Below are 24,368 nucleotides of genomic sequence, written 5' to 3' on the forward strand. Positions count from 1 at the left end.
CCGCCCAGCAAGCTGGGCATCATCGTTCGACTTGCATGTGTTAAGCACGCCGCCAGCGTTCGTCCTGAGCCAGGATCAAACTCTCCGTAAATGAACAACGCCCACCACCAGGACAAACCCCGGCAGTGAACAATCCATACGAAGCGAACCCCAACAGGGTTCACAAAACTGGCATCAACACGAAAGATGACATCATCTTCCGAAATCAACCAAAGGAATCCCAGACACAACCAACCCAACCACCCGGACGGGCAACCAGGCCAGCCATGCCACAGGGACAAAAAATTTGGCATTGACTAACAAGCACACTGTTGAGTTCTCAAACAACCGACACACACCAACTCAGCACCACCCGACCGGGCAGAACCTCGCTTGGGGCAACTTCTCTAATCTACCAGATCCTCGGTGTCCCTTCCAACTCGGTGTTCCGAGCGCGGAGGGCCGGCCGTGGAGCCAGCAGCCCCGAAACATCCTCAGGGCGCGCGAAGCACCCTGCCGATCTTCGAGGGGACCGCCCGGGGGACCAGCCACCGTCTCGGATGATCGAGACCCGGTGTCCGTTCCTCCCTGCCGGGCGAACGTCGAGAACACTACACGCGCTCCGCGGGAGTGCCAAATCCGCTCCGTGCCGCCCTCGCGGGACCCGACGCAGGAGGGGCCGGCACCGCTCGACGCGGCCCGGCCCCTCCTGTCCCTCGCCCTCCGGATCAGCCGGCGACGGCGACCCCGAGGGTCTTCTTGCCCCGGCGCAGGAGCGCGAACCGTCCGTGCAGCAGGTCGTTGGCCCCGAGCGTCGCGTCCTCACCGGTGACCTTGACGTTGTTGACGTACGCGCCGCCCTCCGCGACCGCCCGACGTGCTGCCCCCTTCGACGCGACGAGGCCCGACGCCACCAGGAGGTCGACGACCGGGTCGCCGACCTGCGCCGTCGCGCGCGGCAGCTCGGCGACCGCCGCCTCGAGCGTGCGCTCGTCGAGGGCGTCGAGCTCGCCACGCCCGAACAGCGCCTGGCTCGCCGCGATGACCGCGTCGGTCGCCGCCGCCCCGTGCACGAGCGTCGTCACGTCCGCGGCGAGCGTGCGCTGCGCCTCCCGTGCCCCCGGCCGCTCCCGGACCGCGGCCTCGAGCTCCGCGATCTCCTCGCGCGAGCGGAAGGTGAAGATCTTCAGGAACCGCACGACGTCGTCGTCCGCCGCGTTGAGCCAGAACTGGTAGAACGCGTACGGGCTCATCATGTCGGCGTCGAGCCAGACCGCGCCGCCCTCGGTCTTGCCGAACTTCGTGCCGTCGGCCTTCGTGATGAGCGGCGTCGTCATGACGTGCACCGACGCGCCCTCCGTCCGACGGATGAGGTCGACGCCCGAGAGCAGGTTGCCCCACTGGTCGTTCCCGCCGGTCTGCAGCGTGACCCCGTGGCGCAGGTAGAGCTCGTGGAAGTCGATGCCCTGGAGGATCTGGTAGCTGAACTCCGTGAAGCTGATGCCCTCGTCCGAGCTCAGGCGGCGCGCCACCGTGTCCTTGGCGAGCATCGTGCCGAGGCGGTAGTGCTTGCCCACGTCGCGCAGGAAGTCGATCGCCGACATCTCCGAGATCCAGTCGAGGTTGTTGACGACGCGCGCCGCGTTCTCCCCCTCGAAGTCCAGGAAGCGCGAGACCTGGCCGCGCAGGCGCTCGGTCCAGTCGGCGACCGTCTCCTTCGAGTTGAGCACCCGCTCCCCCGACTGGCGCGGGTCGCCGATCATGCCCGTCGCGCCGCCCACGAGCGCGATCGGCCGGTGGCCGGCGAGCTGGAGGTGGCGCAGCAGCAGGAGCTGGACCAGGTGCCCGTGGTGCAGGCTCGGCGCCGTCGGGTCGAAGCCGCAGTAATAGGTGATCGGGCCCTCGGCCAGCGCGGCGCGCAGCGCGGCCTCGTCGGTGGACTGCGCCACCAGGCCTCGCCATTGCAGCTCGTCGAGAACGTCGCTCACTTCTGCTCCTTCGTCGAGTGCCCGCCGTGCGGGCACGAGGGTGCGGCCCCGTCCGGGCCGCGGGTCCTAGTCTGCCGTGCCGGACGCCGTCGCCCGGCCACCGCCCACCTCGCGGGCGGCGCCGGACCGTGGTGCCGCGGGTCGACGGCCCCGGTTCAGCGGGACCGCGCGCTCACGCGGCGGTAGGCGGACACCGTCGGGTCCCCCGCGAGCCAGTAGCGCCAGGGGAACAGCTCGCCGTCCCCGCCGTCGCCCGACACGCCGACGCGTGGTCCCGTGGCGATCGGCGGCCGGTGCGGCCCGTCGGTCGCACGGTGCAGCACGAGCTCGCCGTCCGGGTCCGTCAGCTCCGCGCCGTAGTGGCGCAGGTCGAGGTCGAGCGCGACCGCGAGGCGCGCCGGACCGCGCGCGATCTGACGGTCGGAGTCGCACCGGCCCGCGGCGACCCGGCGGGACCGGGCGAGCCCGACGCCGTCGGTCACCTCCCCGGCCCTCAGCAGGACGGCGGACGCGCGGCCCACCGGCCCGCACACGACGTTGACGAAGTGGTGCAGGCCCAGGTGGCGGTAGACGTAGAGGCGGCCCGGCTCGCCGAACATGGCGCGGTTGCGCTCGGTGCGCCCGCGGAAGGCGTGGGAGCCCGGGTCGCGCTCGCCGTCGTACGCCTCGACCTCGGTGATCCGCAGCGTGACGTCGCCCTCGGCGCTGCGCCGCGTGAGCAGGGCGCCCAGGAGGTCGCGCGCGACCTCGTGCACGTCACGCGCGTACCAGCCGCGCGCCGGTGCGTCCCAGGGCCCGACGACGCGCGCGCCCCCGACCTCGCTCGTCCCCGTCGCGGCACCCGTCGTGGTGCCCGCCGCCGTGCCCGTCACCGTGCCCGTCGCCGCACTCCCCGCAGTGTCTGTCGCCGTGTCCGTCGCCGTGTCAGTCCAGGCTTCCGCCGGCATGCCACCACCTCCCGTCCCGGGCAATCTACGCCTCGCCGCCCACGTCCGGGTCGGGCGCGGTCGGGCCCGGGCCGGGCGCCGTCCGCCCGGTGCGCACGAGCCGACCCCACCCGTCGAGGACGACGTCCGCGCGCTCGCGCGTGGCGTTGCGGCGGTAGTGCTCGCGCTCCGCGGCCATCCACGCGAGCCAGTGGTCGCGCTGGTCCTCGCCGTCCCGGTCGAGGCCGCGCCGGAGCCGGACGTCGTCCGGCGCCTCGACCCACACGCGCAGCGCCGCGACCTGGTCGGCCTCGCGCCGCCCCGCCCCGCAGCCCTCGACCACGAGGTACGGCGCGGCCGGGACGTCGTGCCGCTCGGCGAAGCGGTCGAGGTGCCAGTCGTACCGGCGGTACCGACCGGCCCGGCCCGCGGCGAGCGGCGTCAGCACCCACGCGTCGAGCCGTGCCCAGGCGGGCTCGAGCCCGCGCCAGCCCTCGTAGAGGTCGTCCATGTGAAGCACCTGGGCGGGCAGCGCGTCCCCGAGCTGGGCGGCGAGGGTCGTCTTGCCCGAGCCCGCGGGCCCGTCCACCACGACGAGGCACGTGCCCGACGCCGTCCGCTCCCCCGCGGCGACCGCGTCCGGGCCGGGCGGACCGAGGCGCGGGACCGCGTCGCGCACCCGGCGGACGAGCTCGGCGAGGACGTCCGGACCGACGCTCACGCCCGCGCCGCCGGGCACGCGTGCCGCACCGCGAGCCGGGGCACCGTCAGTCCTGGGCCCAGAAGCGGTACTCGGCCGAGCGCTCCTTCGCGGCCTCGAGCTGCTCGGCGACCCGCACCGGGGCGGTGCCGCCCACGGCGTCGCGCGACGCGAGCGAGCCCTCGACGCTCAGCACGTCGCGCACGCCCGGCGTGAGGTGCTCGGAGATGGACGCGAGGTCGTCGTCCGAGAGGTCCCACAGCTCGATGCCGCGCTCCTCGCACGCGCGCACGCACGCGCCCGCGACCTCGTGCGCGACGCGGAACGGCACGCCCTCGCGCACGAGCCACTCGGCGACGTCCGTCGCGAGCGAGAACCCCTGCGGCGCGAGCGACGCCATCCGGTCGGTGTCGAACTCGAGGGTCGCGACCATGCCGGAGAACGCGGGCAGGAGCACCTCGAGCGTGTCGACCTGGTCGAACACCGGCTCCTTGTCCTCCTGGAGGTCGCGGTTGTACGCGAGCGGCAGGCCCTTGAGCGTCGCGAGCAGGCCCGTCAGGTCGCCGATGAGGCGGCCCGCCTTGCCGCGCGCGAGCTCGGCGACGTCCGGGTTCTTCTTCTGCGGCATGATGCTCGACCCCGTGGAGTAGGAGTCGTGCAGGCGCACGAAGCCGAACTCCTTCGTCGCCCAGAGGATGACCTCCTCCGCGAGGCGCGAGAGGTCGACCCCGAGCATCGCGGCGACGAACGCGAACTCCGCGACGACGTCGCGCGACGCGGTGCCGTCGATCGAGTTCTCGACCGGGCCGTCGAACCCGAGCTCGGCGGCGACCGTCGCCGGGTCCAGGCCCAGCGACGAGCCCGCGAGCGCCCCCGACCCGTACGGCGAGCGCGCGGCGCGCACGTCCCAGTCGATGAGCCGGTCGACGTCGCGCAGCAGCGGCCACGCGTGGGCGAGCAGGTGGTGCGCGAGGAGGACCGGCTGGGCGTGCTGGAGGTGCGTGCGGCCGGGCATGGCCGCGCCCGGGTGCGCGGCGGCCTGCTCGATGAGCGCGTCGACGACGTCGAGCACGAGTCGCGCGATCGTGCGTGCCTCGTCGCGCAGGTACATGCGCGTGAGCGTCGCGATCTGGTCGTTGCGCGACCGGCCCGCGCGCAGCTTGCCGCCGAGCTCGGGCCCGGCCCGCTCGATGAGCCCGCGCTCCAGCGCGGTGTGCACGTCCTCGTCGGCGGCGGCCGCGACGAACGCGCCCGACGCGACGTCCTCGCGCAGACGCTCGAGCGCGGCGAGCATGCCGTCGAGCTCGTCGTCGTCGAGCAGGCCGGCCGCGTGCAGGACCTTCGCGTGGGCCTTCGAGCCCGCGACGTCCTGGCCCGCGAGGCGCCAGTCGAAGTGCGTGGACTTGCTCAGCGCGGCCAGCGCGTCGGCGGGGCCGCCCGCGAACCGGCCGCCCCACAGGCTGACGCGCGCCGTCTCGGTCGGCTCGACGGCGGTGCCGTCCTGGTCGTCGTGCGTGCTCACAGCGCTCCCGTCCCGAGGTCCACACCGTTGCCGAACTTCTCGTCGCGCGCGGCGGCGAGCTTCGCGGTGAGACCGTAGATCTCGATGAATCCCTTGGCCTGCGACTGGTCGAACGAGTCGCCCTCGTCGTACGTCGCGAGGTTGAAGTCGTAGAGGCTCGCCTCCGAGCGCCGGCCCGTGACGGTCGCGCGCCCGCCGTGCAGCACGAGGCGCACGTCGCCGGACACGTAGCGCTGGGTGTCGTCGACGAACACGTCGAGCGAGCGCTTGAGCGGGCTGAACCACATGCCGTCGTAGACGAGCTCGGTCCAGCGCTGCTCGACGCCGCGCTTGAAGCGGGCCTGCTCGCGCTCGAGCGTGACGTTCTCGAGCTCCTGGTGCGCGGCGATGAGGGCGATCGCGCCCGGCGCCTCGTAGACCTCGCGCGACTTGATGCCCACCAGCCGGTCCTCGACGATGTCGATCCGCCCGACGCCCTGGGCGCCCGCGCGGCGGTTCATCTCCTGGATCGCCTGCAGCGGGGTCACCGCTACGCCGTCGAGCGCGACCGGGACGCCCTGCTCGAACGTCACGACGACCTCGTCCGCGACCGGCGGGAACGTGGGGTCGTCGGTGTAGTTGTAGACGTCCTTGGTCGGCGCGTTCCAGATGTCCTCGAGGAAGCCGGTCTCGACCGCGCGCCCCCACACGTTCTGGTCGATCGAGAACGGGTTGTGCTTCGTCGTGGCGATGGGCAGCGCATGCTTCTCCGCGTACTCGATGGCCTTCTCGCGCGTCAGCGCGAGGTCGCGCACGGGGGCGATGGTCTTGAGCTCGGGCGCGAGGGACGTCGTCGCGACCTCGAAGCGCACCTGGTCGTTGCCCTTGCCCGTGCAGCCGTGCGCGACGGTCGTCGCGCCGAACTGGCGCGCCGCGCGCACGAGGTGCTTGACGATGACCGGGCGCGACAGCGCCGAGACGAGCGGGTACCGGTCGAGGTACAGCGCGTTCGCGCGCAGGGCGGGCATGCAGTACTCCGCCGCGAACTCGTCGCGCGCGTCGGCGACGTACGCCTCGACGGCGCCGCAGTCCAGGGCACGCTGCCGGATGACCTCGAGGTCCTCCCCGCCCTGGCCGACGTCGACCGCGACGGCGACGACCTCGGCGCCCGTGGCCTCGGCGATCCAGCCGATGGCCACCGACGTGTCCAGGCCGCCCGAGTAGGCGAGCACGACGCGTTCAGTCATGACGGTCTCTTTCTGTGACGTGCGGGTGGGGTCCGGGGTCCAGTCTCGCAGGGCGCCGCGGCCGCGCCGGGCGTGGGCCGACGGCGGTCAGTCCGGCGTGCCGGGGACGGGCCCGCCGTGGGGTCCGGAGAGCTCGAGGAAGCGCCGGGCGAGGTCCGCACCGCCGTCGGGGTCGCGCGCGATGACGAGGATCGTGTCGTCGCCCGCGATGCAGCCGAGCACGTGCGGGAGCACGGAGTGGTCGATCGCCGACGCGAGGTAGTTCGCGGCACCGGGAGGCGTGCGCAGCACGACGAGGTTCGCGGACGCCTCGGCGGACACGAGCATCTCCGAGCACAGGCGCGCGAGCCGGGCCGCGAGGTACTCGGGCGACTCCGCGGTCTGCACGCTGCGGTCCCCGCCCTCCCCCGGCACCGCGTACACGAGCGCGCCCGAGGCGCCGCGCACCTTCTCCGCGCGCAGCTCGATGAGGTCGCGCGAGAGCGTCGCCTGCGTCACCGACAGGCCCTCGCGCTCGAGCTCGCGCGCGAGCTCCGCCTGGGAGTGGATCTCGGTGCGGCGCACGATCTCGGCGATGCGCGCGTGGCGCGCCGTCTTCGTCGTGGCCGTGCGGGCCTCGGTCACGACCGCTCCAGGAGGAACGTGAGCAGCGCCTTCTGCGCGTGCAGCCGGTTCTCCGCCTCGTCCCACACGGCCGAGCGGGGGCCGTCGATCACCTCGGCGGTGATCTCCTTGCCGCGGTAGGCGGGCAGGCAGTGCAGCACGATCGCGTCGGGCTGCGCGTGCGCGAGGAGCTCGTCGTTCACCTGGTACGGCACGAACGGCAGGGCGCGGTCCTCGGCCTCCGCCTCGTCGCCCATCGACACCCACGTGTCGGTCGCGACGACGTCCGCCCCCGCGACGGCCTCGACCGGGTCGGACGTGACGAGCACCGAGCCGCCGGTCTCGGCCGCGATCCGCTCGGCGTCGGCCACGAAGACGGGGTGCGGCGGGTACCCGTCCGGCGTCCCGACCCGCACGTGCAGGCCCGCGGTCGCGCCGCCGAGCAGGTAGGAGTGCGCCATGTTGTTCGCACCGTCGCCGACGTACGCGAGCGTCTGGCCCGCGAGCGCCCCCGTCCCGCCGCGGAGCTGGGCGATCGTCAGGAGGTCCGCGAGGATCTGGCACGGGTGGAAGTCGTCGGTGAGCGCGTTGACGACGGGCACCCGGCTGATCGCCGCCATCTCCTCGATCCGGTCCTGGCCGAACGTGCGCCACACGATCGCGGACGCCTGCCGGTCGAGGACGCGCGTGACGTCCGCGACGGACTCGCGCACCCCGACCTGGGCGAGCCGGCCGTCCACGACGACCGGGAAGCCGCCGAGCTCGGCGATGCCCGTCGCGAACGAGAGCTGCGTGCGCAGCGTCGGCTTGTCGAACAGGACGGCCACGCCCTGCGGTCCGGCGAGCGGCTGGCGGAACGTGCGGTCGTCGCGGAACGCGAGGCCGATCTCGAGGACCTGACGCTGCTCGGCGGGCGTGAGGTCGTCGTCGCGCAGGAAGTGCCGGGGGGCCATCAGGAGCTCCTCGTCGTGGGGTCGGTCGTGGGGGCTGACGTGGTGCCCGTCGCGGGGACGGTGGGTACGCCGGCCGGGTCGTCGGGGACCGCGACCGCGGCGAAGAACGCGACGACGTCGCGCGCCTGGTCGGGCGTGAGGACGAGCGGCGGCGCGAGCCGGATCGCGTCGGGCGCGACGGCGTTGACGACGAAGCCCGCGTCGAGCGCCGTGCGCGCGACGTCGGCCGCGACGGGCCGTGTGAGCTGGACGGCGAGCAGGAGCCCGCGGCCCCGCACGCCCGCGACGAGCGGGTTCCCCGCACCGGCGATGCCGTCGCGCAGGAGCGCCCCGACGGTCCGCACGTTCTCGAGGAGCCCGTCGCGCTCGATCACCCCGAGCGTCGCGAGCGCCGCCGCGGCCGCGACAGGGTTGCCGCCGAACGTCGTCCCGTGCTGGCCCCGGCCGAGCAGCGTCGCCGCCCGCTCGCCGTACGCGACCACCGCGCCGACGGGGAACCCGCCGCCGAGGCCCTTGGCGAGCGTGACGACGTCGGGCACGACGCCGCCGCCCACCTCCGGCTGCTGATAGGCGAACCACGAGCCGGTGCGCCCGACGCCGGTCTGCACCTCGTCGAGGACGAGGAGCGCGCCGTGGCGCGCGGTGAGCTCGCGCGCGGCGACGAGGTAGCCCGGCGAGAGCGCGCGCACGCCGGCCTCGCCCTGCACGGGCTCGACGACGAGCGCGGCGACCTCGCCGCGGGCCGCCACGGCCGCGGGCGAGAAGGCCTCCTCGAGCGCGGCGACGTCGTCGAACGCGACGAACTCGACGCCGCCGGGGAGCGGCTCGAACGGCTCGCGGTACGCGTCCTTCGACGTCAGCGCGAGCGCGCCCATCGTCCGCCCGTGGAAGCCGCCCTGGAGCGCGAGGACCCGCGTGCGGCCCGTGCGGCGCGTCATCTTGAACGCCGCCTCGTTCGCCTCGGTGCCCGAGTTCGTGAAGAACACGCGCGACCCCTCGGGCGCCTCCGCGAGCGCGAGCAGGCGCTCGGCGAGCGCGATCTGCGTCGGGGTGCCGAAGAAGTTCGAGACGTGCCCGAGCGTGCCGAGCTGGGCCGAGACCGCCGCCGTGAGCGTCGGGTGGGCGTGGCCGAGCGCGTTGACCGCGATGCCCGCGAGCAGGTCGAGGTACCGCTTCCCGTCGGCGTCCCACACGTACGCGCCCTCGCCGCGCACGAGGACGCGCTGCGGCGGGCCGAACGTGTCCATGACCGCGTGGGCGTAGCGGTCGGTCCACTGCGCGACGGAGCCGTCGGCCGGGGCCGTCACGGTGGTCGTCGGTGCGGGCGCGGGCGCGCCCGTCGGGTGGTCGAGCGCGTTCACGCGGCCCCTCCGGCGGTCGTGGTGAGCGCGGGCGCCGGCGCGCCCGCGGCGTCGGGGACGACCATCGTCCCGTTGCCCTGGGTGGTGAAGACCTCGAGCAGCGTCGAGTGCGGCACGCGGCCGTCGATGACCGTCGCCGCGGGGACCCCGCCCTCGACGGCGCGCAGGCACGCCTCCATCTTGGGGACCATGCCCGCCGAGAGCGACGGCAGGAGCGCCGCGAGCTCCGAGCGCGTGATCTGCGCGACGAGCGAGCCGCGGTCCGGCCACGACGTGTACAGGCCCTCGACGTCGGTCAGGACGACGAGCTTCTTCGCGCCGAGCGCGACCGCGAGCGCCGCGGCGGCGGTGTCCGCGTTGACGTTGAGCACCTGGGTCGGGTCCTCGAGGTCGGGGGCGATGGTCGACACGACGGGGATGCGGCCGGCGTCGAGCAGGTCCTGGACCGCGGACGGGTGCACCTCGACGACGTCGCCGACGAGCCCGACGTCGACCGGCTCGCCGTCGACGGTCGCGTGCCGGCGCTGGGCCTGCAGCAGGCCGCCGTCCTCGCCCGAGAGCCCGACGGCGTACGGGCCGTGCGCGTTGATGAGTCCGACGAGCTCGCGCGAGACCTGGCCGGTGAGGACCATGCGGACGACGTCCATCGCCTCCGGCGTCGTGACGCGCAGGCCCCCGCGGAACTCGGACTCGATGCCGAGCCGGTCGAGCATCGCGGAGATCTGCGGGCCCCCGCCGTGCACGACGACCGGGCGCAGCCCGACGCGGCGCAGGAACACCATGTCCTCGGCGAACGCGGCCTTGAGCGTGTCGTCGACCATGGCGTTGCCGCCGTACTTGACGACGACGAGCGCGCCGGCGAACTCCTCGAGCCACGGCAGGGCCTCGACGAGCACCTCGGCCTTCTGCTCGGGGCGCAGGTCGGTGCGCGTGTCGAACGCGGCGTCGTCCGGGTGGGGCGTGGGCGTGGTGGGGTCGCTCATGAGGAGTACGCGCTGTTCTCGTGGACGTAGTCGTGCGTGAGGTCGTTGGTCCAGACGGTCGCGCTCGCGGAGCCGGCGTGCAGGTCGATCTCGACGCGCACCTCGCGCTCGGCCGTGAGGTCGACGAGCTCGCGGGGCTCGCCCACTCCCCCGGCCCGGCAGACCTGGACGCCGTTGACCGACACGTCGAGCAGGAGTGCGTCGAACGGCGCGACGTCCTCGGAGACGGTCCCGACGGCGGACACGATGCGGCCCCAGTTCGGGTCGTTGCCGAAGATCGCGGCCTTGAACAGGTTGGACCGCGTCACGGCGCGCGCGACGGCGACCGCGGCGTCCTCGCTCGACGCGTTCACCACGGTGACGGCGACGTCGTGGCTCGCACCCTCGGCGTCGGCGACGAGCTGGCGCGCGAGCGACCCGCACGCCTCGGTGACGGCGTCGGTGAGCGCGTCGAGACCGACCTCGACCCCGGACGCGCCCGAGGCGAGCAGGATCACGGTGTCGTTCGTCGACATGCAGCCGTCGGAGTCGACGCGGTCGAACGTCGTGCGGGTCGCGGCCCGCAGCGCGGCGTCGGCCGTCGCGGCGTCGACGACAGCGTCCGTCGTCAGCACGCACAGCATGGTCGCGAGGCCCGGCGCGAGCATGCCCGCACCCTTCGCCATGCCGCCCACGGACCACGTCGCGGCACCGTCCGTCGCGGTGGCGTCCGTGACCTCGCGGACCACCGCGACCGTCTTCGGCACGGTGTCCGTCGTCATGATCGCGAGCGCGGCGTCGCCGCCGCCGTCGACCGCGGCGACCGGGTCCGCGAGCGCCGCCGCGGCGGCGTCGACGCCCGCGAGGAGCGCGTCCATGGGCAGCCGCACGCCGATGAGGCCCGTCGAGCAGACGAGCACGTCGCCCGCGGACGTGGCCAGCACGTCGGCGACGTGCTCCGCCGTCCGGTGCGTGTCGGCGAAGCCCTCCGGCCCGGTGCACGCGTTCGCGCCGCCCGAGTTGAGCACGACGGCCGTCGCGCGCCCGTCGCGCACGGCCTGGCGCGTCCAGGCGACCGGCGCGGCGAACACCCGGTTCGTCGTGAGGACGGCCGCGGCGACGTCGAGCGGCCCGTCGTTGACGACGAGCGCGACGTCGCGAGCGCCCGTGGACTTGAGCCCGGCGGCGACGCCGGCGGCCCGGAAGCCCTGCGGGGTGGTGACGGTCACGGGGCGACCCCCTCGGTCGTGAGGCCCGCCGTCTGCGGCAGGCCTAGCGCGATGTTCATGGACTGCACCGCGGCGCCCGCGGTGCCCTTGACGAGGTTGTCGATCGCCGTGACGGTGACGACGCGGCCCGCCGCGTGGTCGACCGCGACCTGGACGAGCGCGGTGTTCGCGCCGAGGGTCATCGCCGTCGTCGGCCACTGCCCCGCGGGCAGCACGCGGACGAACGGCTCACCGACGTACGCGTCCTCCCAGGCCTGGCGGACGCGCGCGTCGAGCGCCGCGGGGTCGAGGCGCGCGGCGTCGTCGGACAGGCGCGCCGTCACCGTGGCGAGGATGCCGCGCGACATGGGCACGAGCGTCGGCGTGAACGAGATGCTCACGGCCGGGGCCCCGGCAGCCCGCAGGTTCTGCGCGATCTCCGGGATGTGCCGGTGCGACCCGCCGACGGCGTACGGCTGCGCCGACCCGATCGCCTCGGACGCGAGCAGGTGCGGCTTGAGCGACTTCCCCGCGCCCGAGTACCCGTTGGCGAGCACCGCGACGAGGTCCGTGCCCTCGACGAGCCTGGCGGCGACGCCCGGCTGGATGCCGAGCGTGACAGCCGTGACGTTGCACCCGGGGACGGCCACGCGCCGCGCACCGGCGAGCCGCTCACGCTGCCGGGTCTCGGTCGCCGCGGCACCCGGCACGTTCGTCAGCAGGAGCTCCGGCAGCCCGTACGGCCACGTGCCCGCGTGCTCGGAGCCGTAGAACGCCGACCAGTCCGCCGCGGACTCGAGCCGGTGGTCCGCGCCGAGGTCGAGCACGAGCACGTCGTCGGGGAGCTGCGCCGCGATCTCGCCCGAGGCACCGTGCGGCAGCGCGAGGACGACAACGTCGTGCCCCACGAGGTGCTCGACCGCCGTCGGCAGGAGGACGCGGTCGGCCAGGGATCGCAGGTGCGGCTGGTGCTCGCCGAGGAGCGTGCCCGCGTTGCTGTGCGCCGTTACGGCGCCGATCTCCACCTCGGGGTGCCCGGCGAGCAGGCGGAGCGTCTCCCCGCCCGCGTACCCGGACGCACCCGCGACCGCGACTCTGATCGTCATATGCATCACTATACATACTTATGCAACGGTCGGGCCGGAGGTCCTGCCCCACGGTACGCGGGGTCGGGTCGGTGGGGTCACCGGCCCGCGGGTCGCGTCCGCGGTTCGGCATCGGTCTCCGGCCCTGCGGCCGGTCCGCCGGACTCGTCCGCGCCGACATGCGGTGACGAGAAGAGAGAAGTGGCCCCGCGAGCAGGGCTCGGAGGGGCCACTTCTCGCTTCTCAGCGGAACGTCCGGGACCGAGGGGACGGGACGGCCGGACCGGATCGCCCGACCTGATCCGGGTCGTGCGGTGCGGGACAGGACGAGCGGCGGGGTCGGACCGTGCGCGAAGGACGTCAAGGCGCACTCCTTCGACCTCCGCCCCGAAGACCAGGGCGACGGTGCGCCAGTCCGAGCGCACGGTCCGACCCCACCGCGGACCCGACCCCGCGGGCCGTAGATCCCTGCAGACCCGCGAACCCGACCCCGCGGGCCGTAGATCCCTGCAGACCCGCGAACCCGGCCTCAGTCCGTCGCCGCGCAGACCGCGCGGACGGCCGCTCCCAGGACGGACGCGTCACGACCCACGGTCCAGCGCGGGGTGCCGTCGGGGCCGCGGTGCTCGAGGTAGGTCACCGCGGTCGCGTCGCTCCCGCTGCCGACGGACTGCTGGGTGAGCGAGAGGACCTCCACCGGGCGGCCGAGGCGGGCCAGCGCGTCGACGAGGGCGTCGACCGCGCCGGTGCCCGCCCCGGACGTGGCGACGCGCTCGCCGTCGACCGTGACCTCGAGGTCGAGGTGCTCCGTCCCGTCGTCGGCGCGCCGGCTCGTCCATGCGACGGGCGCGACGGCGCCGGGGCGCGCGTAGGCCGCGTCGAACAGCGTGAGGAGGACGTCGGGCGTCACCTCGGCGCCGGCGGCGTCGGCGTGCTCCTGGACGCGGCGCGCGAGGTCCACCTGGAGGCCCCGGGGCAGGTCCAGGCCGTGGACGGACTGCAGCACGTACGCGACGCCGCCCTTCCCGGACTGACTGTTCACGCGCACGAGGGCCTCGTACGACCTCCCGAGGTCCGCGGGGTCGACCGGCAGGTACGGCACGCGCCACGGCGCGGCCGCGGGGTCGAGGCCGGCCGCCGCGGCGTCGGCCCGGTGCCGCGCCATCCCCTTGCGGATCGCGTCCTGATGGGTGCCGGAGTAGGCGGTGTGCACCAGGTCGCCCACGTACGGATGGCGCGGGTGGACGTCGATCCGGTTGCACGCCACGACGACGTCGCGGATCGCGTCGAGGTCGGAGAAGTCGACCATCGGGTCGACGCCCTGCGCGTGCAGGTTGAGGCCCAGCGTCACGAGGTCGACGTTCCCGGTGCGCTCGCCGTTGCCGAACAGGCACCCCTCGACGCGCTGCGCGCCCGCGAGGACCGCGAGCTCGGCGCACGCGACGCCGGTGCCCCGGTCGTTGTGCGGGTGGACCGAGAGGATCACGCCCTCGCGCCGCGCGAGGTTCCGGTCCATGTACTCGATCTGGTCGGCGTAGACGTTGGGCGTCGCGACCTCGACCGTGGCGGGGAGGTTGAGGACGACGGGCCGCTCGGGCGTCGCGTCCCAGAGCGTCGTCATGCGGTCGCACACGTCGAGCACGTAGTCGGGCTCGGTGAGGTTGAACACCTCGGGCGAGAACTCGAACCGGACGCGCGGATCGTCGCCGGCGTGGCGCAGCACGTCGGCCCCGGCGTCGGTGATCAGCCGGGCGAGCTCCTCGCGGTCGCGGCCGAGCACGACGTCCCGCCAGACGGGCGCCGTGGCGGTGTACACGTGGACGACGACCGGGTTGCGCAGCCCGCGCACGGACTCGACCGTGCGCGCGATCAGGTCGGCGCGCGCGGCGGTGAACACGACGACGGTCACGTGCTCGGGCGCGAGGTCGGTCTCGGCGAGCAGGCGCACGAAGTCGAAGTCGGTCTGCGACGCCGACGGGTAGCCCACCTCGATCTCGGTGTACCCCATCGCGACGAGCAGCTCGAAGAAGCGGCGCTTGCGCGCCGGGTCCATCGGTTCCGCGAGCGCCTGGTTGCCGTCGCGCAGGTCGACGGGGACCCACAACGGCGCCTGGGTGAGCCGGCGGTTCGGCCAGCGGCGGTCGGGCAGGTCGGGCACGTCGACACGGGCGTGGACGTCGGCGTAGCGGGACGACGGCATGGGCGACGGGCGCTGCCGGTTCCACGAGGGCGTGGTCGTGGCGGCGGGGCGGTCCGTGCGGGCGGGGGTGGTGGAGACGGTCATGGCGGTCCTTCGGCTGGAGCCCCGAGGTGGCGGGGCGCGGGACGACCGGCGCACGACGGACCCCCACGGCGGGGGGCCGGTCCGGTCAGACCCCGCCGTGGCGCCGAAGGAGGAGCGCCGTCCAGGACATGCGGGGTACGCTAGCGCCGATCAAGTCCTCAGACAACCTGAGAGGTTTCCATGACCGCGCTGCAGCGACGCCCCCTGGCCGACCAGGCCGCCGAGCTCCTGCTCGAACGCGTGCGCTCCGGTGCCTGGCCCCTCGACCACCGGCTGCCCGGGGAGCAGGCGCTCGCCGCCGAGCTCGGCGTGGGCCGATCGACCGTCCGCGAGGCGATCCGCCAGCTCGCGGGCCGTGGCGTCCTCGACAGCAGGCAGGGCTCGGGCGTGTACGTCGTCTCGACGAACACCACCGACGACTGGGACGAGGTGCTGCGCCGCGGCGAGATCGTCGACGTGCTCGAAGTACGCACCGCGCTGGAGGCGGAGGCCGCGGGGCTCGCCGCCGCGCGCCGCACGCCCGCCGACCTGCGCACCATGACGACGGCGCTCACCCGCCGCGGGCAGGTCGCGGCGACGGCGTCGCCCGCCGAGTACGTGGACGCGGACCTCGCGTTCCACCGGGCGGTCGTCGACGCCGCGCACAACGCGGTGCTCGCCGAGCTCTTCGCGACCTTCGTCCCGCGCCTGCGCCGCGCGATGGTCGCCATGGTCGACCTCGACCGGACGGGCACGACGCACCGGGACGACCAGGACGCGCACGAGGCGATCCTGGACGCCGTCCACGACCGGGACACCGGCCGCGCCGCGGCGGCGGCACGCGAGCACCTCGCGGCCGTGCACGCGAAGGTCGCCGACCGAGGGCGACCGTGACCGCCGCGCGACCCTAGGCTGAGGCCATGCACGCGATCGTGGCCCGCGCGGCGGGCGGTCCCGAGGTCCTCGAGTACACCGAGCTGCCCGACCCGTCGCCGGGCCCGGGGCAGCTCCTCGTCCGCTCCGCGGTGGCGGGCGTGAACTTCATCGACACGTACAAGCGCTCCGGCGTGTACGCGATGGAGTACCCGCACGTCGTCGGGAGCGAGGGGGCCGGGGTCGTCGCCGAGGTGGGCGAGGGGGTCGAGGGGTTCGGCGTCGGCGACCGCGTCGTGTGGACCGAGGCGCCGGGGTCGTACGCGGAGCTCGTCGTGGTGGACGCCAGGCAGGCGCTGCACGTGCCGGACGCCGTCTCGCTCGAGGACGCGACCGCCGTCGCGCTCCAGGGGCTCACGGCGCACTACCTGTGCACGTCGTCGTACCCCGTGCGTCCGGGCGACCGTGTGCTCGTGCACGCGGGCGCGGGCGGCGTCGGGCTGCTCCTGACCCAGATGCTCGTGGCGCGGGGCGCGCACGTGATCTCCACGGTCTCGACCCCCGAGAAGGCGGAGCTGTCCCGCGGCGCGGGCGCCGAGCACGCGATCCAGTACACGGCGTTCGCCGACCTCACCGCCGAGCTGCCCGAGGTCGTGCGCGGGCTCACGGGCGGCGAGGGCGTCGCGGCGGTGTACGACTCGGTCGGCAAGGACACGTTCGACGCGTCGCTCGCGTCGCTGCGCCGCCGCGGCACGCTCGTCCTCTACGGCGGCTCCTCCGGGCAGGTCCCGCCGTTCGACCCGCAGCGCCTCAACGCGGGCGGCTCGCTCTTCCTCACGCGGCCCAAGCTCGCCGACCACACGGCGACGCGCGCCGAGCTCGTCGAGCGCGCGACCGAGGTGCTCGGCGCCGTCGCGGGCGGCACGCTGCACGTGCGCGTCGGCGCGACGTTCCCGCTCGCCGACGCCGCCGACGCCCACCGCGCGCTCGAGGGACGGGCGACCACCGGCAAGGTGCTGCTCCGTCCCGCCGGGGCGGACGACGCTCGCGCCACCACGACCGGGACCACGACCGGCACGACGACCGGGACCGCGTGAGCTGGGACTGGGTGCCGCCGCGCCCGGGCGAGGAGGACGGCTCCGACGGCGGCCCTTCCCCCGCGCTGCGCCGCACCGTGACCGTGCTCGCCGTGCTGCTCACCGCGGTGTTCGTCGTCTACTACGTGACCGTGGCGGTGCGCCAGCAGGCCGACGCGTGCGTCGCCGACCGGCCGGCGGGCGTCGCGGTGCAGGACGTCGAGGCACGGTGGCGCTGGGTGCCGCCGGGCTACGCGTGCGAGTACGCCACCGCCGACCAGGACGTCGCCCGCGCCTGACCCGCCCGGCATCCCCCACCACCACCGACGAGGACCGATGACCGACCTGCACGACCGCCCCCTGACCCTGCTCGGCGCCTATGCCCTCGCCGGCGTCCCCGACCCGGGCGGCTGGTACGCCGCCCTCGACGAGGACGGCCTCGACGGCCTCGAGCACCCCGTCGACCCGGACGACGCGGACGCGCTCGCGACGACCGCGGCCGCGCTGCCGCCGCACTGGGCGCTGCTGCCGACGACGGTCGCCGCGACGGCCCGCCGCGCCGCGGCCGACCGCTCCTACGGCCTCGCGTCCGACGACGAGGAGGGTCGGCGCGAGGCGGTCGACGGCGTCGCGCGCGTCCTCGCGGCCATGACCCGGCTCGCCGAGGCGGAGGGTCGACGGCGCGTCGTCGCGGTCGAGCTCCAGTCCGCGCCCGGTCCCGGCCGCGGCTCCGGCGCGGCGCTCGCGCGCAGCCTCACCGAGCTGGCCGCCGTCGCGCCCGCCGGGCTGCCGCTCGTGGTGGAGCACTGCGACGCGCCCCGCCCGTGGGGCGTCGCGGAGAAGGGCTTCCTCGCGCTCGACGACGAGATCGCGGCCGTCGCGCGCGCGGCCCGGGACACCGGCCACCCCCTGCACGTCGGGCTCAACTGGGGCCGGTCCGCCATCGAGGGGCGCAGCGCCGCGACGCCCGTCGAGCACGCGCGGGCGGCCGCCGGCGCAGGCCTCCTCGCGAGCGCGATGCTCTCCGGTGCCGCCGGCCGGCCCGGCCGGTGGGGTGCGCCGTGGGCGGACGCGCACGTGCCGCCCCACGGCCCGGACCCCGCGCTCCCCGGCCCGGACGAGTCGATGCTCGGCCCGGCCGAGGTGCGCGAGTTCCTCGCCGCGGCCGGGCCGGTCCCGCTCGTCGGCGCCAAGGTGACGACGCGGCCCGCGGACGCCCCGCCCGCGCAGCGCCTCGCCGTCGCGCGCGCGACGCTCGCCGTGCTCCGCGACGCGCTGGCCGACCTCGACACCGACCGCGGAGTCGGCCCCACGGCCGACCACGCAGCGAGCCGCCCCACGGCCTGAGCGCGCCCCGCGGGCCGGGGTCAGGCACGTCGCAGCCCGGGCTCGGCCGGTCGACCCGGGCTCAGCCCCGCCGCACGGGCGCCGAGCGGTGCAGGTGGTCCACGGGCCCCCGGCCCGTCCCCACCCGCAGCGCGGCGCCGGCGCGCAGCGCGCCCGTGAGCCACTCCTTCGCCTCGCGGGTCGCTTCCTCCCAGCTCGCGCGCTGCGGTCGCAGCGCCGCGAGCGCCGCCGAGAGCGAGCACCCCGTGCCGTGGGTGTGGGGCGTGTCGATGCGCTCGGCGTCGAACGTCGTGACGGTGGGCGCCCCCGGCGCGCGGCCCGTCGTCGGCCCGGGCGCGGGGACGACGAGCGCGTCGGGCGACGTGCGTCCGCTGAGGTGACCGCCCTTGAGCAGCACGACGGCGTCGCTCGCGGTCGCGTACTGCGTCGCCTGGCGCAGGGCGTCGTCCCACGTCGTCGCGGGCTCCTGCCCGCCGAGGACGCCGAGCTCGGGCAGGTTCGGCGTGACGACGTCGGCGCGCGCCGCGAGGTCGCGCACGGCCTGCTCCGCACCCGCGTCGAGCAGGCGGTGGCCGGACGTCGCGACCATCACCGGGTCCAGGACGACCCAGGGCCGCGGAGCACCCGCGGCGGCGCGCGCCGCGGCGAGGTCGTCGAGCCACTCCCCGACGGCGCGGGCGTTCGCCTCGTCCGCGACCATGCCGATCTTCACGGCGTCGACCTCGACGTCGTCGGACACGGCGTCGAGCTGCGCGCGCAGGAACGCCGGCCCGGGGACGTGCACCGACCGTACGCCGTGGGTGTTCTGCGCGACGAGCGCCGTGGTGACGGCCATGCCGTAGGCGCCGTGCGCGCAGAACGCCTTGAGGTCGGCCTGGATCCCGGCGCCGCCGGTCGGGTCGGTCCCCGCGACGGAGAGGACGCGGGGGCGGGACGGTGCCGGGTCGGGCCGACGGCCCGGGTCGGGCCGGCGGTCACGGTCCGCGGGAGCGGAGGCCGGGTCGGAGGTGTGCCGAGGCAGGGCGAGCGTCATCGCGCGGACATCCCTTCGCTGGTACGAGCCAGATCAGGTTCGACGGGTCTCATCTCAGCCCCGGTGCGGGGCACCCCGTGTCGCGGGCCATGCTACGCGGCGACCCGTGCGCTTTTCACCCGCCCCGACGCGTGAGACGACGCGCGTGCGCGCGTCTTTCCGGGTATGACGCAGCACGTCGCCCCCGCGACCCGCCCCTTCCTGCCGGACGCGCCCGTCCCGGTCCAGGTGCCCGCCCTCTGCACGACGTACGACCGCGACGGCCGGCGGGTCGTGCTCACGGGCGTCGTCACGCACGACGCGGGCGGCCTCGTGGCGTTCGAGTACGAGCACCCCGAGCGGGGCCTGTGGCACGTGTGGGTCGACCGGGACGCGTGCGTCCCGCTGTGACCCGGTGCCCGGACGCACGGACGCCGCCCGACCGGGGGGTCGGGCGGCGTCGGCCGTGCGGGGCGCGTGCGCTCAGCGGGCGGGGAGCTCCCCCGGCATCGGGTCGTCGGAGCCCCAGCGCGTGACGCGCAGCCGACGGCCGTCGGGACCGGGCAGCGCGACGCCCGCGCGGGCGGCCTCCTGGGCGGCCGCGCGGAGCGACCCGGGCGAGTCGTGCGTCACGCGCACGAACGACCCCGAGAACGCGTCGAGCTCGCCGCGGGCGATCGCGACGACCATCTCGACCGTGCGCTCGACGGGCGTCCACTCCGTGCGGCCCTCGTGCATGACCATGGACGCCGTCATGTCGGTCTGCACGACGCCCGGCGACACCTCGAAGGTCCGCAGCCCGAGCGCGTGGCCCGAGCGGTGGAGGTTCGCCCCGAGACGCAGGAGCGCCGTCTTGCTCGCGTTGTACGCGCTCGCGCCCTCCATGTCGTGCGAGCCCGCGCCGCTGTTGAGGTCGACGACGCGGCCGCCGCCGCGCGCGAGCATCCCGGGGACGACGGCGCGCGCGAGCAGGAACGGCCCGCGCACGTTGGTCTCCAGGACGGCCCACCACTCGTCGGGGTCCGCCTCCCAGAGCGGCACCTCGGCGTCGACCCGGCCCGCGTTGTTGACGAGCAGGTCCACGCTCCCGAGCGTGGCCTCGGCCTCGCGGACGGCCGCGGCCACCGCCGCCGCGTCGGTCACGTCCGCCGTGACGACGACGGCCCGGCCCGCGCCGTCGAGCGCGGCGATCTCGTCGGCCACCCCGGCGAGCCGGCCCGCGTCGCGTGCGAGGAGCGCGACGTCGAGACCGGACGCGGCGAGCCCGACGGCGACCGCGCGGCCGATGCCGCGCGACGCCCCGGTGACGAGCGCGGTGCGCGCGGGCGCCACGTCCGGCGTCGCGCCCTGCCTCGGTGCGCCGCTCATGCGCGCAGCTCCGCCCCGACGCGCTCGCGCGCGGCGGCCACGGCGCCCTCCCGGACCCGCGCGACGTCGTCGGCGGTGAGGGTGCGGTCCGCGGCGCGCAGCCGCAGCGAGAACGCGAGCGACTTGCGCCCGGCGCCCACCTGCTCGCCCGTGAAGACGTCGAACAGCACGACCTCCTCCGCGAGCTCGCCGGCGCCCTCGACGACCGCGGCGCGCAGCGCCTCGGCCGGCACGTCGGCGGCGACGACGAACGCGAGGTCCTCCTTCGCCGCCGGGAACCCGGAGACCGGGGTCGCCTGGACGGGCTCGTCGGACGCACCCGCGACGAGCGCCGACAGGTCGAGCTCGAACGCCACGGAGCGGGCGGGCAGGCCGACGTTCTCGAGCACCTTGGGGTGCAGCTCGCCCGCGTGCCCGACGACCGTCCCGTCGGCGAGCTCGAGGCGCGCGCAGCGGCCCGGGTGGAACGGGGCCCGCGCGGTGTCGGCGACCACGCGCACGGCGTCGTCCCCCCGCAGACCGGCGCGGTCCGCGACCAGGCGCGCCGCGTCGAGCGCGTCCGTCCAGTCCGCCGGCCGGCCGGAGCCCCACCAGCCCGCCCGCTCGCGACGACCGACCAGGACGCCCGCGACGTGGCGCGGCTGCGCCGGGAGCGCGGCCTCGATCGCGGCGAGGTCGTCGTCGGAGGGACGCACCCCGCCGGGCAGCGACGGCGCGGCCGGGGCGCCCGGGCGCGGGTGCGTCACGAGGCCGACCTCGAACACGGCGACGTCCCCGAGCCCGCGGCCCACGTTGCGGCGCGTGGTCTCCAGGAGCGTGCTCAGCACGTCCGTGCGCATCAGGGGGCGGTCGTCGGCCAGCGGGTTGAGCAGGCGCAGCGCCCGGCGGCGCTCGTCGTCCGCGGGGATCCGCAGCGCGTCGAGCTCGCCCTCGCCGACGAACGGGTAGCTCAGCGTCTCGACGAACCCGTGCTCGGCGAGCGCGCGGGCGACCGACCGGCGCACGCGCTGCTCGCGCGTGAGCCCGCGGCCGCCGGGCGCCGAGGGGAGCACCGACGGGATCTCGTCGTACCCGACGAGGCGCGCGACCTCCTCGACCAGCTCGGCCGGCTCGGTGAGGTCGGGGCGCCACGACGGCGGGGTCACGACGACGACGCCCGTCGCGGCGGCGTCGTCCGCGTCGACCGCGCACCCGATCGCCCCGAGCGTCCCGACGACCTGCTCGAGCGTGTACGGCACGCCGACGAGACGCTCGGCCTCGCCGACGGGCAGGTGGATCGGGGTGGGCGCGGTCACGCGGTCGAGGTCGCTGACGGCCGGGTCGGCGGTCCCGCCGCCCAGCTCGACGAGCAGGTCGACGACGCGCTGCGCCGCGACCGCGGGCAGCAGCGGGTCCACGCCGCGCTCGAACCGCTTCGCGGCCTCGCTCGACAGCTTGTGGCGGCGCGACGTGCGCGCGACCGTCACGGGGTCGAAGTGGGCGGCCTCGACGAGCACCGCCGTCGTCTCCGGCCCGACCTCCGAGGAGGCACCGCCCATGACGCCGGCGAGACCCAGCACGCGCGCGCCGCGTGCACCGTCGGGGCTGTCGGTGATGAGCAGGTCCTCCGGGTCGAGCGCGCGGTCCACGTCGTCGAGCGTCGTGAGCCGCTCGCCCGGGGCGGCGCGCCGCACCACGACGGGGGCCGCGACCTTCTCGAGGTCGTACGCGTGCAGCGGCTGCCCGAGGTCGAGCATGACGTAGTTCGTCACGTCGACCGCGAGCGAGATGGGCCGCATGCCCGACGCCGTGAGGCGGCGCTGCATCCACGCGGGCGTCTGCGCCGCGGGGTCGAGCCCGCGCACGACGCGCGTGACGAACCGGTCGCACCCGACGACGCCGTGGACCGGAGCCGCGTCGTCGACCTCGACGGGGAAGCCGTCGGGCGTCGCCGCGGGCGGGGGCGTGGGCAGGGAGCCGGGCAGGCCCGGGTCCGTGAAGCGCGCGCCCGTCGAGTGCGAGAACTCGCGCGCGACACCGCGGTAGGAGAACGCGTACCCGCGGTCGGGCGTCACGTTGATCTCGAGCACCTCGTCGCCGAGCCCGAGCAGCGCGACCGCGTCCTGCCCCGGGGTGAGGTCCTCGGCCGCGTACCCGAGCCGCGGCAGCACGATGATGCCGTCGTGGTCCTCGCCGAGGCCGAGCTCGCGCTGCGAGCAGATCATGCCGTCGGACACGTGCCCGTACGTCTTGCGGCTCGCGATGGGGAACGGACCGGGCAGGACGGAGCCCGGCAGCGCGACGACGACGAGGTCGCCCGGCGCGAAGTTGTGCGCGCCGCACACGATCCCGCGCGCTCCACCCGCCGGCACGTCGGCCGGCTCGACGCCCTTGATCTCGGCGGCGTTGTGCTCCGGCCCGACGTCGACCAGGCACCAGTTGATCGTCTTGCCGTTCTTCTGCGGCTCGGGCGTCATCTCCAGGACGCGCCCGACGACGAGGGGACCCGTCACGGCCGCGCCGTGGATCGCCTCCTCCTCCAGGCCGACGCGGACGAGGTCGGCGGCGAGCCGCTCGGCGGTGAGCCCCGCGGGCAGCTCGACGTGGTCGCCCAGCCAGTCGATGGCGACGTACGGCATCAGATCTCCGTTCCGAACTGGGCGGAGAAGCGCACGTCGCCCTCCACCATGTCGTGCATGTCCGCGATCCCGTGGCGCAGCATGAGCGTGCGCTCGATGCCCATGCCGAACGCGAAGCCCGAGTACTCGTCGGGGTCGACCCCGACGGAGCGCAGCACGTTCGGGTTGACCATGCCGCAGCCGCCCCACTCGATCCAGCCCGGGCCGCCCTTCTTCTGGGGGAACCACAGGTCCATCTCGGCGCTCGGCTCGGTGAACGGGAAGTACGCGGGCCGCAGGCGCGTGCGCGCGTCGGGTCCGAACATCGCGCGCGCGAACGCGTCGAGCGTGCCGAGCAGGTGCGCCATGGTCAGGCCCTTGTCGATCGCCAGGCCCTCGACCTGGTGGAAGACGGGCGTGTGCGTCGCGTCGAGCGCGTCCGTGCGGAACGTCTTGCCCGGGCACGCCACGTACAGCGGCACGCCGCGCTCGAGCAGCGAGCGGGCCTGGACCGGCGACGTGTGGGTGCGCAGCACGAGGTTCGACGGCTCCGCGCCGTCCTCGCCGTCCGGGCCGGCGACGTAGAACGTGTCCTGCATCTGGCGCGCGGGGTGGTCCACTCCGAAGTTCAGGGCGTCGAAGTTGAACCACTCCGCCTCGACCTCGGGGCCCTCCGCGATCTCCCAGCCCATGCCGACGAAGAAGTCCGCGACGCGCTCCTGCAGCGTCTCGAGCGGGTGCCGCGCGCCCGCGGGGACGCGGTCCACGGGCAGCGTGACGTCCACGGCCTCCTCGACGAGGACGCGCTCGTCGCGCTCGGCCTCGAGCTCGGCCTGGCGCGCGGCGAGGGCCTGGTTGAGCCGGCCGCGCAGCGGGCCGAGGACCTTGCCCGCGGTCTTCTTGTCCGCGGGGGCGAGAGACCCGATCTGGCGGTTCGCGAGCGCGAGCGGGCTGCGGTCGCCCGCGTGCTCGGTGCGCACGCGCTTGAGCGCGTCGAGGTCGCCCGCAGCGGCGACGGCGGCCAGCGCGGCGTCGAGCGCGCGCTGGAGCGCGTCGGCGTCGAGCGGGGAGGGGGCGGCGGGAGTGTCCGGTCCGCCGTCGCCCGCGTGGGGGGTGACGACGTCGGCGTCAGGGCTGGACATGCGTGCCTTCCTGGCGAGGGCGGGACTGCGGGGAGCGGACGACGGCCGGCGTCGACCCGCGGCACGCGCCGCTCGGGGCGGGGCGTGCGGGGCGCGCGCGTGCGCGCGTCGCCGTCATTCTAGGGCGCCCGTCCGGGCCAGGACCCGTCCCGCCACGAGGCGGGCGGGGAGCACGCG

General features: G+C 75.3%; 21 protein-coding genes, 1 rRNA gene and 1 riboswitch. Of the genes, 5 read left to right on the forward strand and 17 right to left on the reverse strand.

Annotation, left to right across the window (positions count from 1 at the left end; translation table 11 throughout):
- From MT994_RS13650 to MT994_RS13710, 13 genes are all read right to left on the reverse strand, one after another.
- Positions 1-91, reverse strand: a 16S ribosomal RNA gene (locus MT994_RS13650); the annotation flags it as partial.
- Between the two features lie 616 nt (positions 92-707).
- Complete coding sequence (tyrS, locus tag MT994_RS13655; protein ID WP_354806708.1) at positions 708-1,967, reverse strand: tyrosine--tRNA ligase; 1,260 nt, start codon at positions 1,965-1,967, stop codon at positions 708-710.
- Positions 1,968-2,122: 155 nt separating this feature from the next.
- Positions 2,123-2,839, reverse strand: coding sequence for a DNA-3-methyladenine glycosylase (locus MT994_RS13660; RefSeq protein ID WP_354806710.1), 717 nt, complete (start codon positions 2,837-2,839; stop codon positions 2,123-2,125).
- Positions 2,840-2,939: 100 nt separating this feature from the next.
- Positions 2,940-3,614, reverse strand: a complete 675-nt coding sequence (locus MT994_RS13665; RefSeq protein ID WP_354806712.1) for a uridine kinase — start codon at positions 3,612-3,614, stop codon at positions 2,940-2,942.
- A 46-nt stretch (positions 3,615-3,660) separates the two neighbouring features.
- Complete coding sequence (gene argH / locus MT994_RS13670) at positions 3,661-5,115, reverse strand: argininosuccinate lyase (RefSeq protein WP_354806713.1); 1,455 nt, start codon at positions 5,113-5,115, stop codon at positions 3,661-3,663.
- Positions 5,112-6,341, reverse strand: a complete 1,230-nt coding sequence (locus MT994_RS13675; RefSeq protein WP_021483324.1) for an argininosuccinate synthase — start codon at positions 6,339-6,341, stop codon at positions 5,112-5,114. Before MT994_RS13675 ends, argH begins: the two co-directional genes overlap by 4 nt.
- An 87-nt stretch (positions 6,342-6,428) precedes the next feature.
- Complete coding sequence (locus MT994_RS13680; protein WP_043655538.1) at positions 6,429-6,965, reverse strand: arginine repressor; 537 nt, start codon at positions 6,963-6,965, stop codon at positions 6,429-6,431.
- Positions 6,962-7,897, reverse strand: a complete 936-nt coding sequence (gene argF / locus MT994_RS13685; protein ID WP_043655535.1) for an ornithine carbamoyltransferase — start codon at positions 7,895-7,897, stop codon at positions 6,962-6,964. Before argF ends, MT994_RS13680 begins: the two co-directional genes overlap by 4 nt.
- A complete protein-coding gene (locus MT994_RS13690) occupies positions 7,897-9,204 on the reverse strand; it encodes an acetylornithine transaminase (protein ID WP_354806917.1) in 1,308 nt (435 codons plus the stop codon). The genes argF and MT994_RS13690 overlap by 1 nt, the downstream gene beginning before the upstream one ends.
- 50 nt (positions 9,205-9,254) lie before the next feature.
- Positions 9,255-10,241 carry an acetylglutamate kinase gene (gene argB / locus MT994_RS13695; RefSeq protein ID WP_021482919.1) on the reverse strand — a complete coding sequence of 329 codons (987 nt, stop codon included), beginning with the start codon at positions 10,239-10,241 and terminating at the stop codon, positions 9,255-9,257.
- Entirely contained in the window at positions 10,238-11,449 is a 1,212-nt protein-coding gene (gene argJ, locus MT994_RS13700; protein ID WP_354806716.1) for a bifunctional glutamate N-acetyltransferase/amino-acid acetyltransferase ArgJ, read from the reverse strand. Before argJ ends, argB begins: the two co-directional genes overlap by 4 nt.
- Entirely contained in the window at positions 11,446-12,540 is a 1,095-nt protein-coding gene (gene argC / locus MT994_RS13705; protein WP_354806718.1) for an N-acetyl-gamma-glutamyl-phosphate reductase, read from the reverse strand. The genes argJ and argC overlap by 4 nt, the downstream gene beginning before the upstream one ends.
- A gap of 502 nt (positions 12,541-13,042) precedes the next feature.
- Positions 13,043-14,797: a 2-isopropylmalate synthase gene (locus tag MT994_RS13710; protein WP_354806719.1), complete on the reverse strand. Its 1,755-nt coding sequence runs from the start codon at positions 14,795-14,797 to the stop codon at positions 13,043-13,045.
- A 180-nt stretch (positions 14,798-14,977) separates the two neighbouring features.
- Here MT994_RS13710 and MT994_RS13715 point away from each other — a divergent pair, with 180 nt between their 5' ends.
- From MT994_RS13715 to MT994_RS13730, 4 genes are read left to right on the forward strand one after another with little or no spacing between them, the layout of a single operon-like run.
- The gene (locus MT994_RS13715; protein WP_354806720.1) at positions 14,978-15,670 is read left to right on the forward strand and encodes an FCD domain-containing protein; all 693 of its coding nucleotides are present in this window, start codon (positions 14,978-14,980) and stop codon (positions 15,668-15,670) included.
- Positions 15,671-15,696: 26 nt separating this feature from the next.
- Positions 15,697-16,746: a quinone oxidoreductase gene (locus MT994_RS13720; protein WP_354806721.1), complete on the forward strand. Its 1,050-nt coding sequence runs from the start codon at positions 15,697-15,699 to the stop codon at positions 16,744-16,746.
- A complete protein-coding gene (locus MT994_RS13725) occupies positions 16,743-17,024 on the forward strand; it encodes a hypothetical protein (RefSeq protein ID WP_076406572.1) in 282 nt (93 codons plus the stop codon). The genes MT994_RS13720 and MT994_RS13725 overlap by 4 nt, the downstream gene beginning before the upstream one ends.
- 37 nt (positions 17,025-17,061) lie before the next feature.
- Positions 17,062-18,072: a DUF4862 family protein gene (locus MT994_RS13730; protein ID WP_354806723.1), complete on the forward strand. Its 1,011-nt coding sequence runs from the start codon at positions 17,062-17,064 to the stop codon at positions 18,070-18,072.
- Positions 18,073-18,133: 61 nt separating this feature from the next.
- On the opposite strand, the gene thiD is transcribed toward MT994_RS13730, so the two are convergent.
- Positions 18,134-19,105 carry a bifunctional hydroxymethylpyrimidine kinase/phosphomethylpyrimidine kinase gene (gene thiD, locus MT994_RS13735; RefSeq protein WP_354806724.1) on the reverse strand — a complete coding sequence of 324 codons (972 nt, stop codon included), beginning with the start codon at positions 19,103-19,105 and terminating at the stop codon, positions 18,134-18,136.
- Positions 19,099-19,193: riboswitch (TPP riboswitch) on the reverse strand. (Overlaps the previous gene by 7 nt.)
- A 77-nt stretch (positions 19,194-19,270) precedes the next feature.
- Between thiD and MT994_RS13740 the strand changes: the two genes are divergently transcribed.
- Positions 19,271-19,495, forward strand: a complete 225-nt coding sequence (locus MT994_RS13740; RefSeq protein WP_194522529.1) for a hypothetical protein — start codon at positions 19,271-19,273, stop codon at positions 19,493-19,495.
- 72 nt (positions 19,496-19,567) lie between these two features.
- On the opposite strand, the gene MT994_RS13745 is transcribed toward MT994_RS13740, so the two are convergent.
- Genes MT994_RS13745 through pheS form a run of 3 tightly spaced genes read right to left on the reverse strand, consistent with a single transcriptional unit; the run spans position 19,568 to position 24,191 of the window.
- Positions 19,568-20,452 (reverse strand): SDR family oxidoreductase, encoded by an 885-nt coding sequence (locus tag MT994_RS13745; RefSeq protein WP_354806726.1) that lies wholly within the window; start codon positions 20,450-20,452, stop codon positions 19,568-19,570.
- On the reverse strand, positions 20,449-23,070 hold the full coding sequence (gene pheT / locus MT994_RS13750) for a phenylalanine--tRNA ligase subunit beta (RefSeq protein WP_354806727.1): 2,622 nt from the start codon (positions 23,068-23,070) through the stop codon (positions 20,449-20,451). The genes MT994_RS13745 and pheT overlap by 4 nt, the downstream gene beginning before the upstream one ends.
- Complete coding sequence (pheS, locus tag MT994_RS13755; protein WP_354806728.1) at positions 23,070-24,191, reverse strand: phenylalanine--tRNA ligase subunit alpha; 1,122 nt, start codon at positions 24,189-24,191, stop codon at positions 23,070-23,072. Before pheS ends, pheT begins: the two co-directional genes overlap by 1 nt.
- Positions 24,192-24,368: the final 177 nt, after the last annotated feature.

Source organism: Cellulosimicrobium sp. MI9406 (assembly GCF_040595865.1).
GTDB lineage: Bacteria > Actinomycetota > Actinomycetes > Actinomycetales > Cellulomonadaceae > Cellulosimicrobium > Cellulosimicrobium funkei.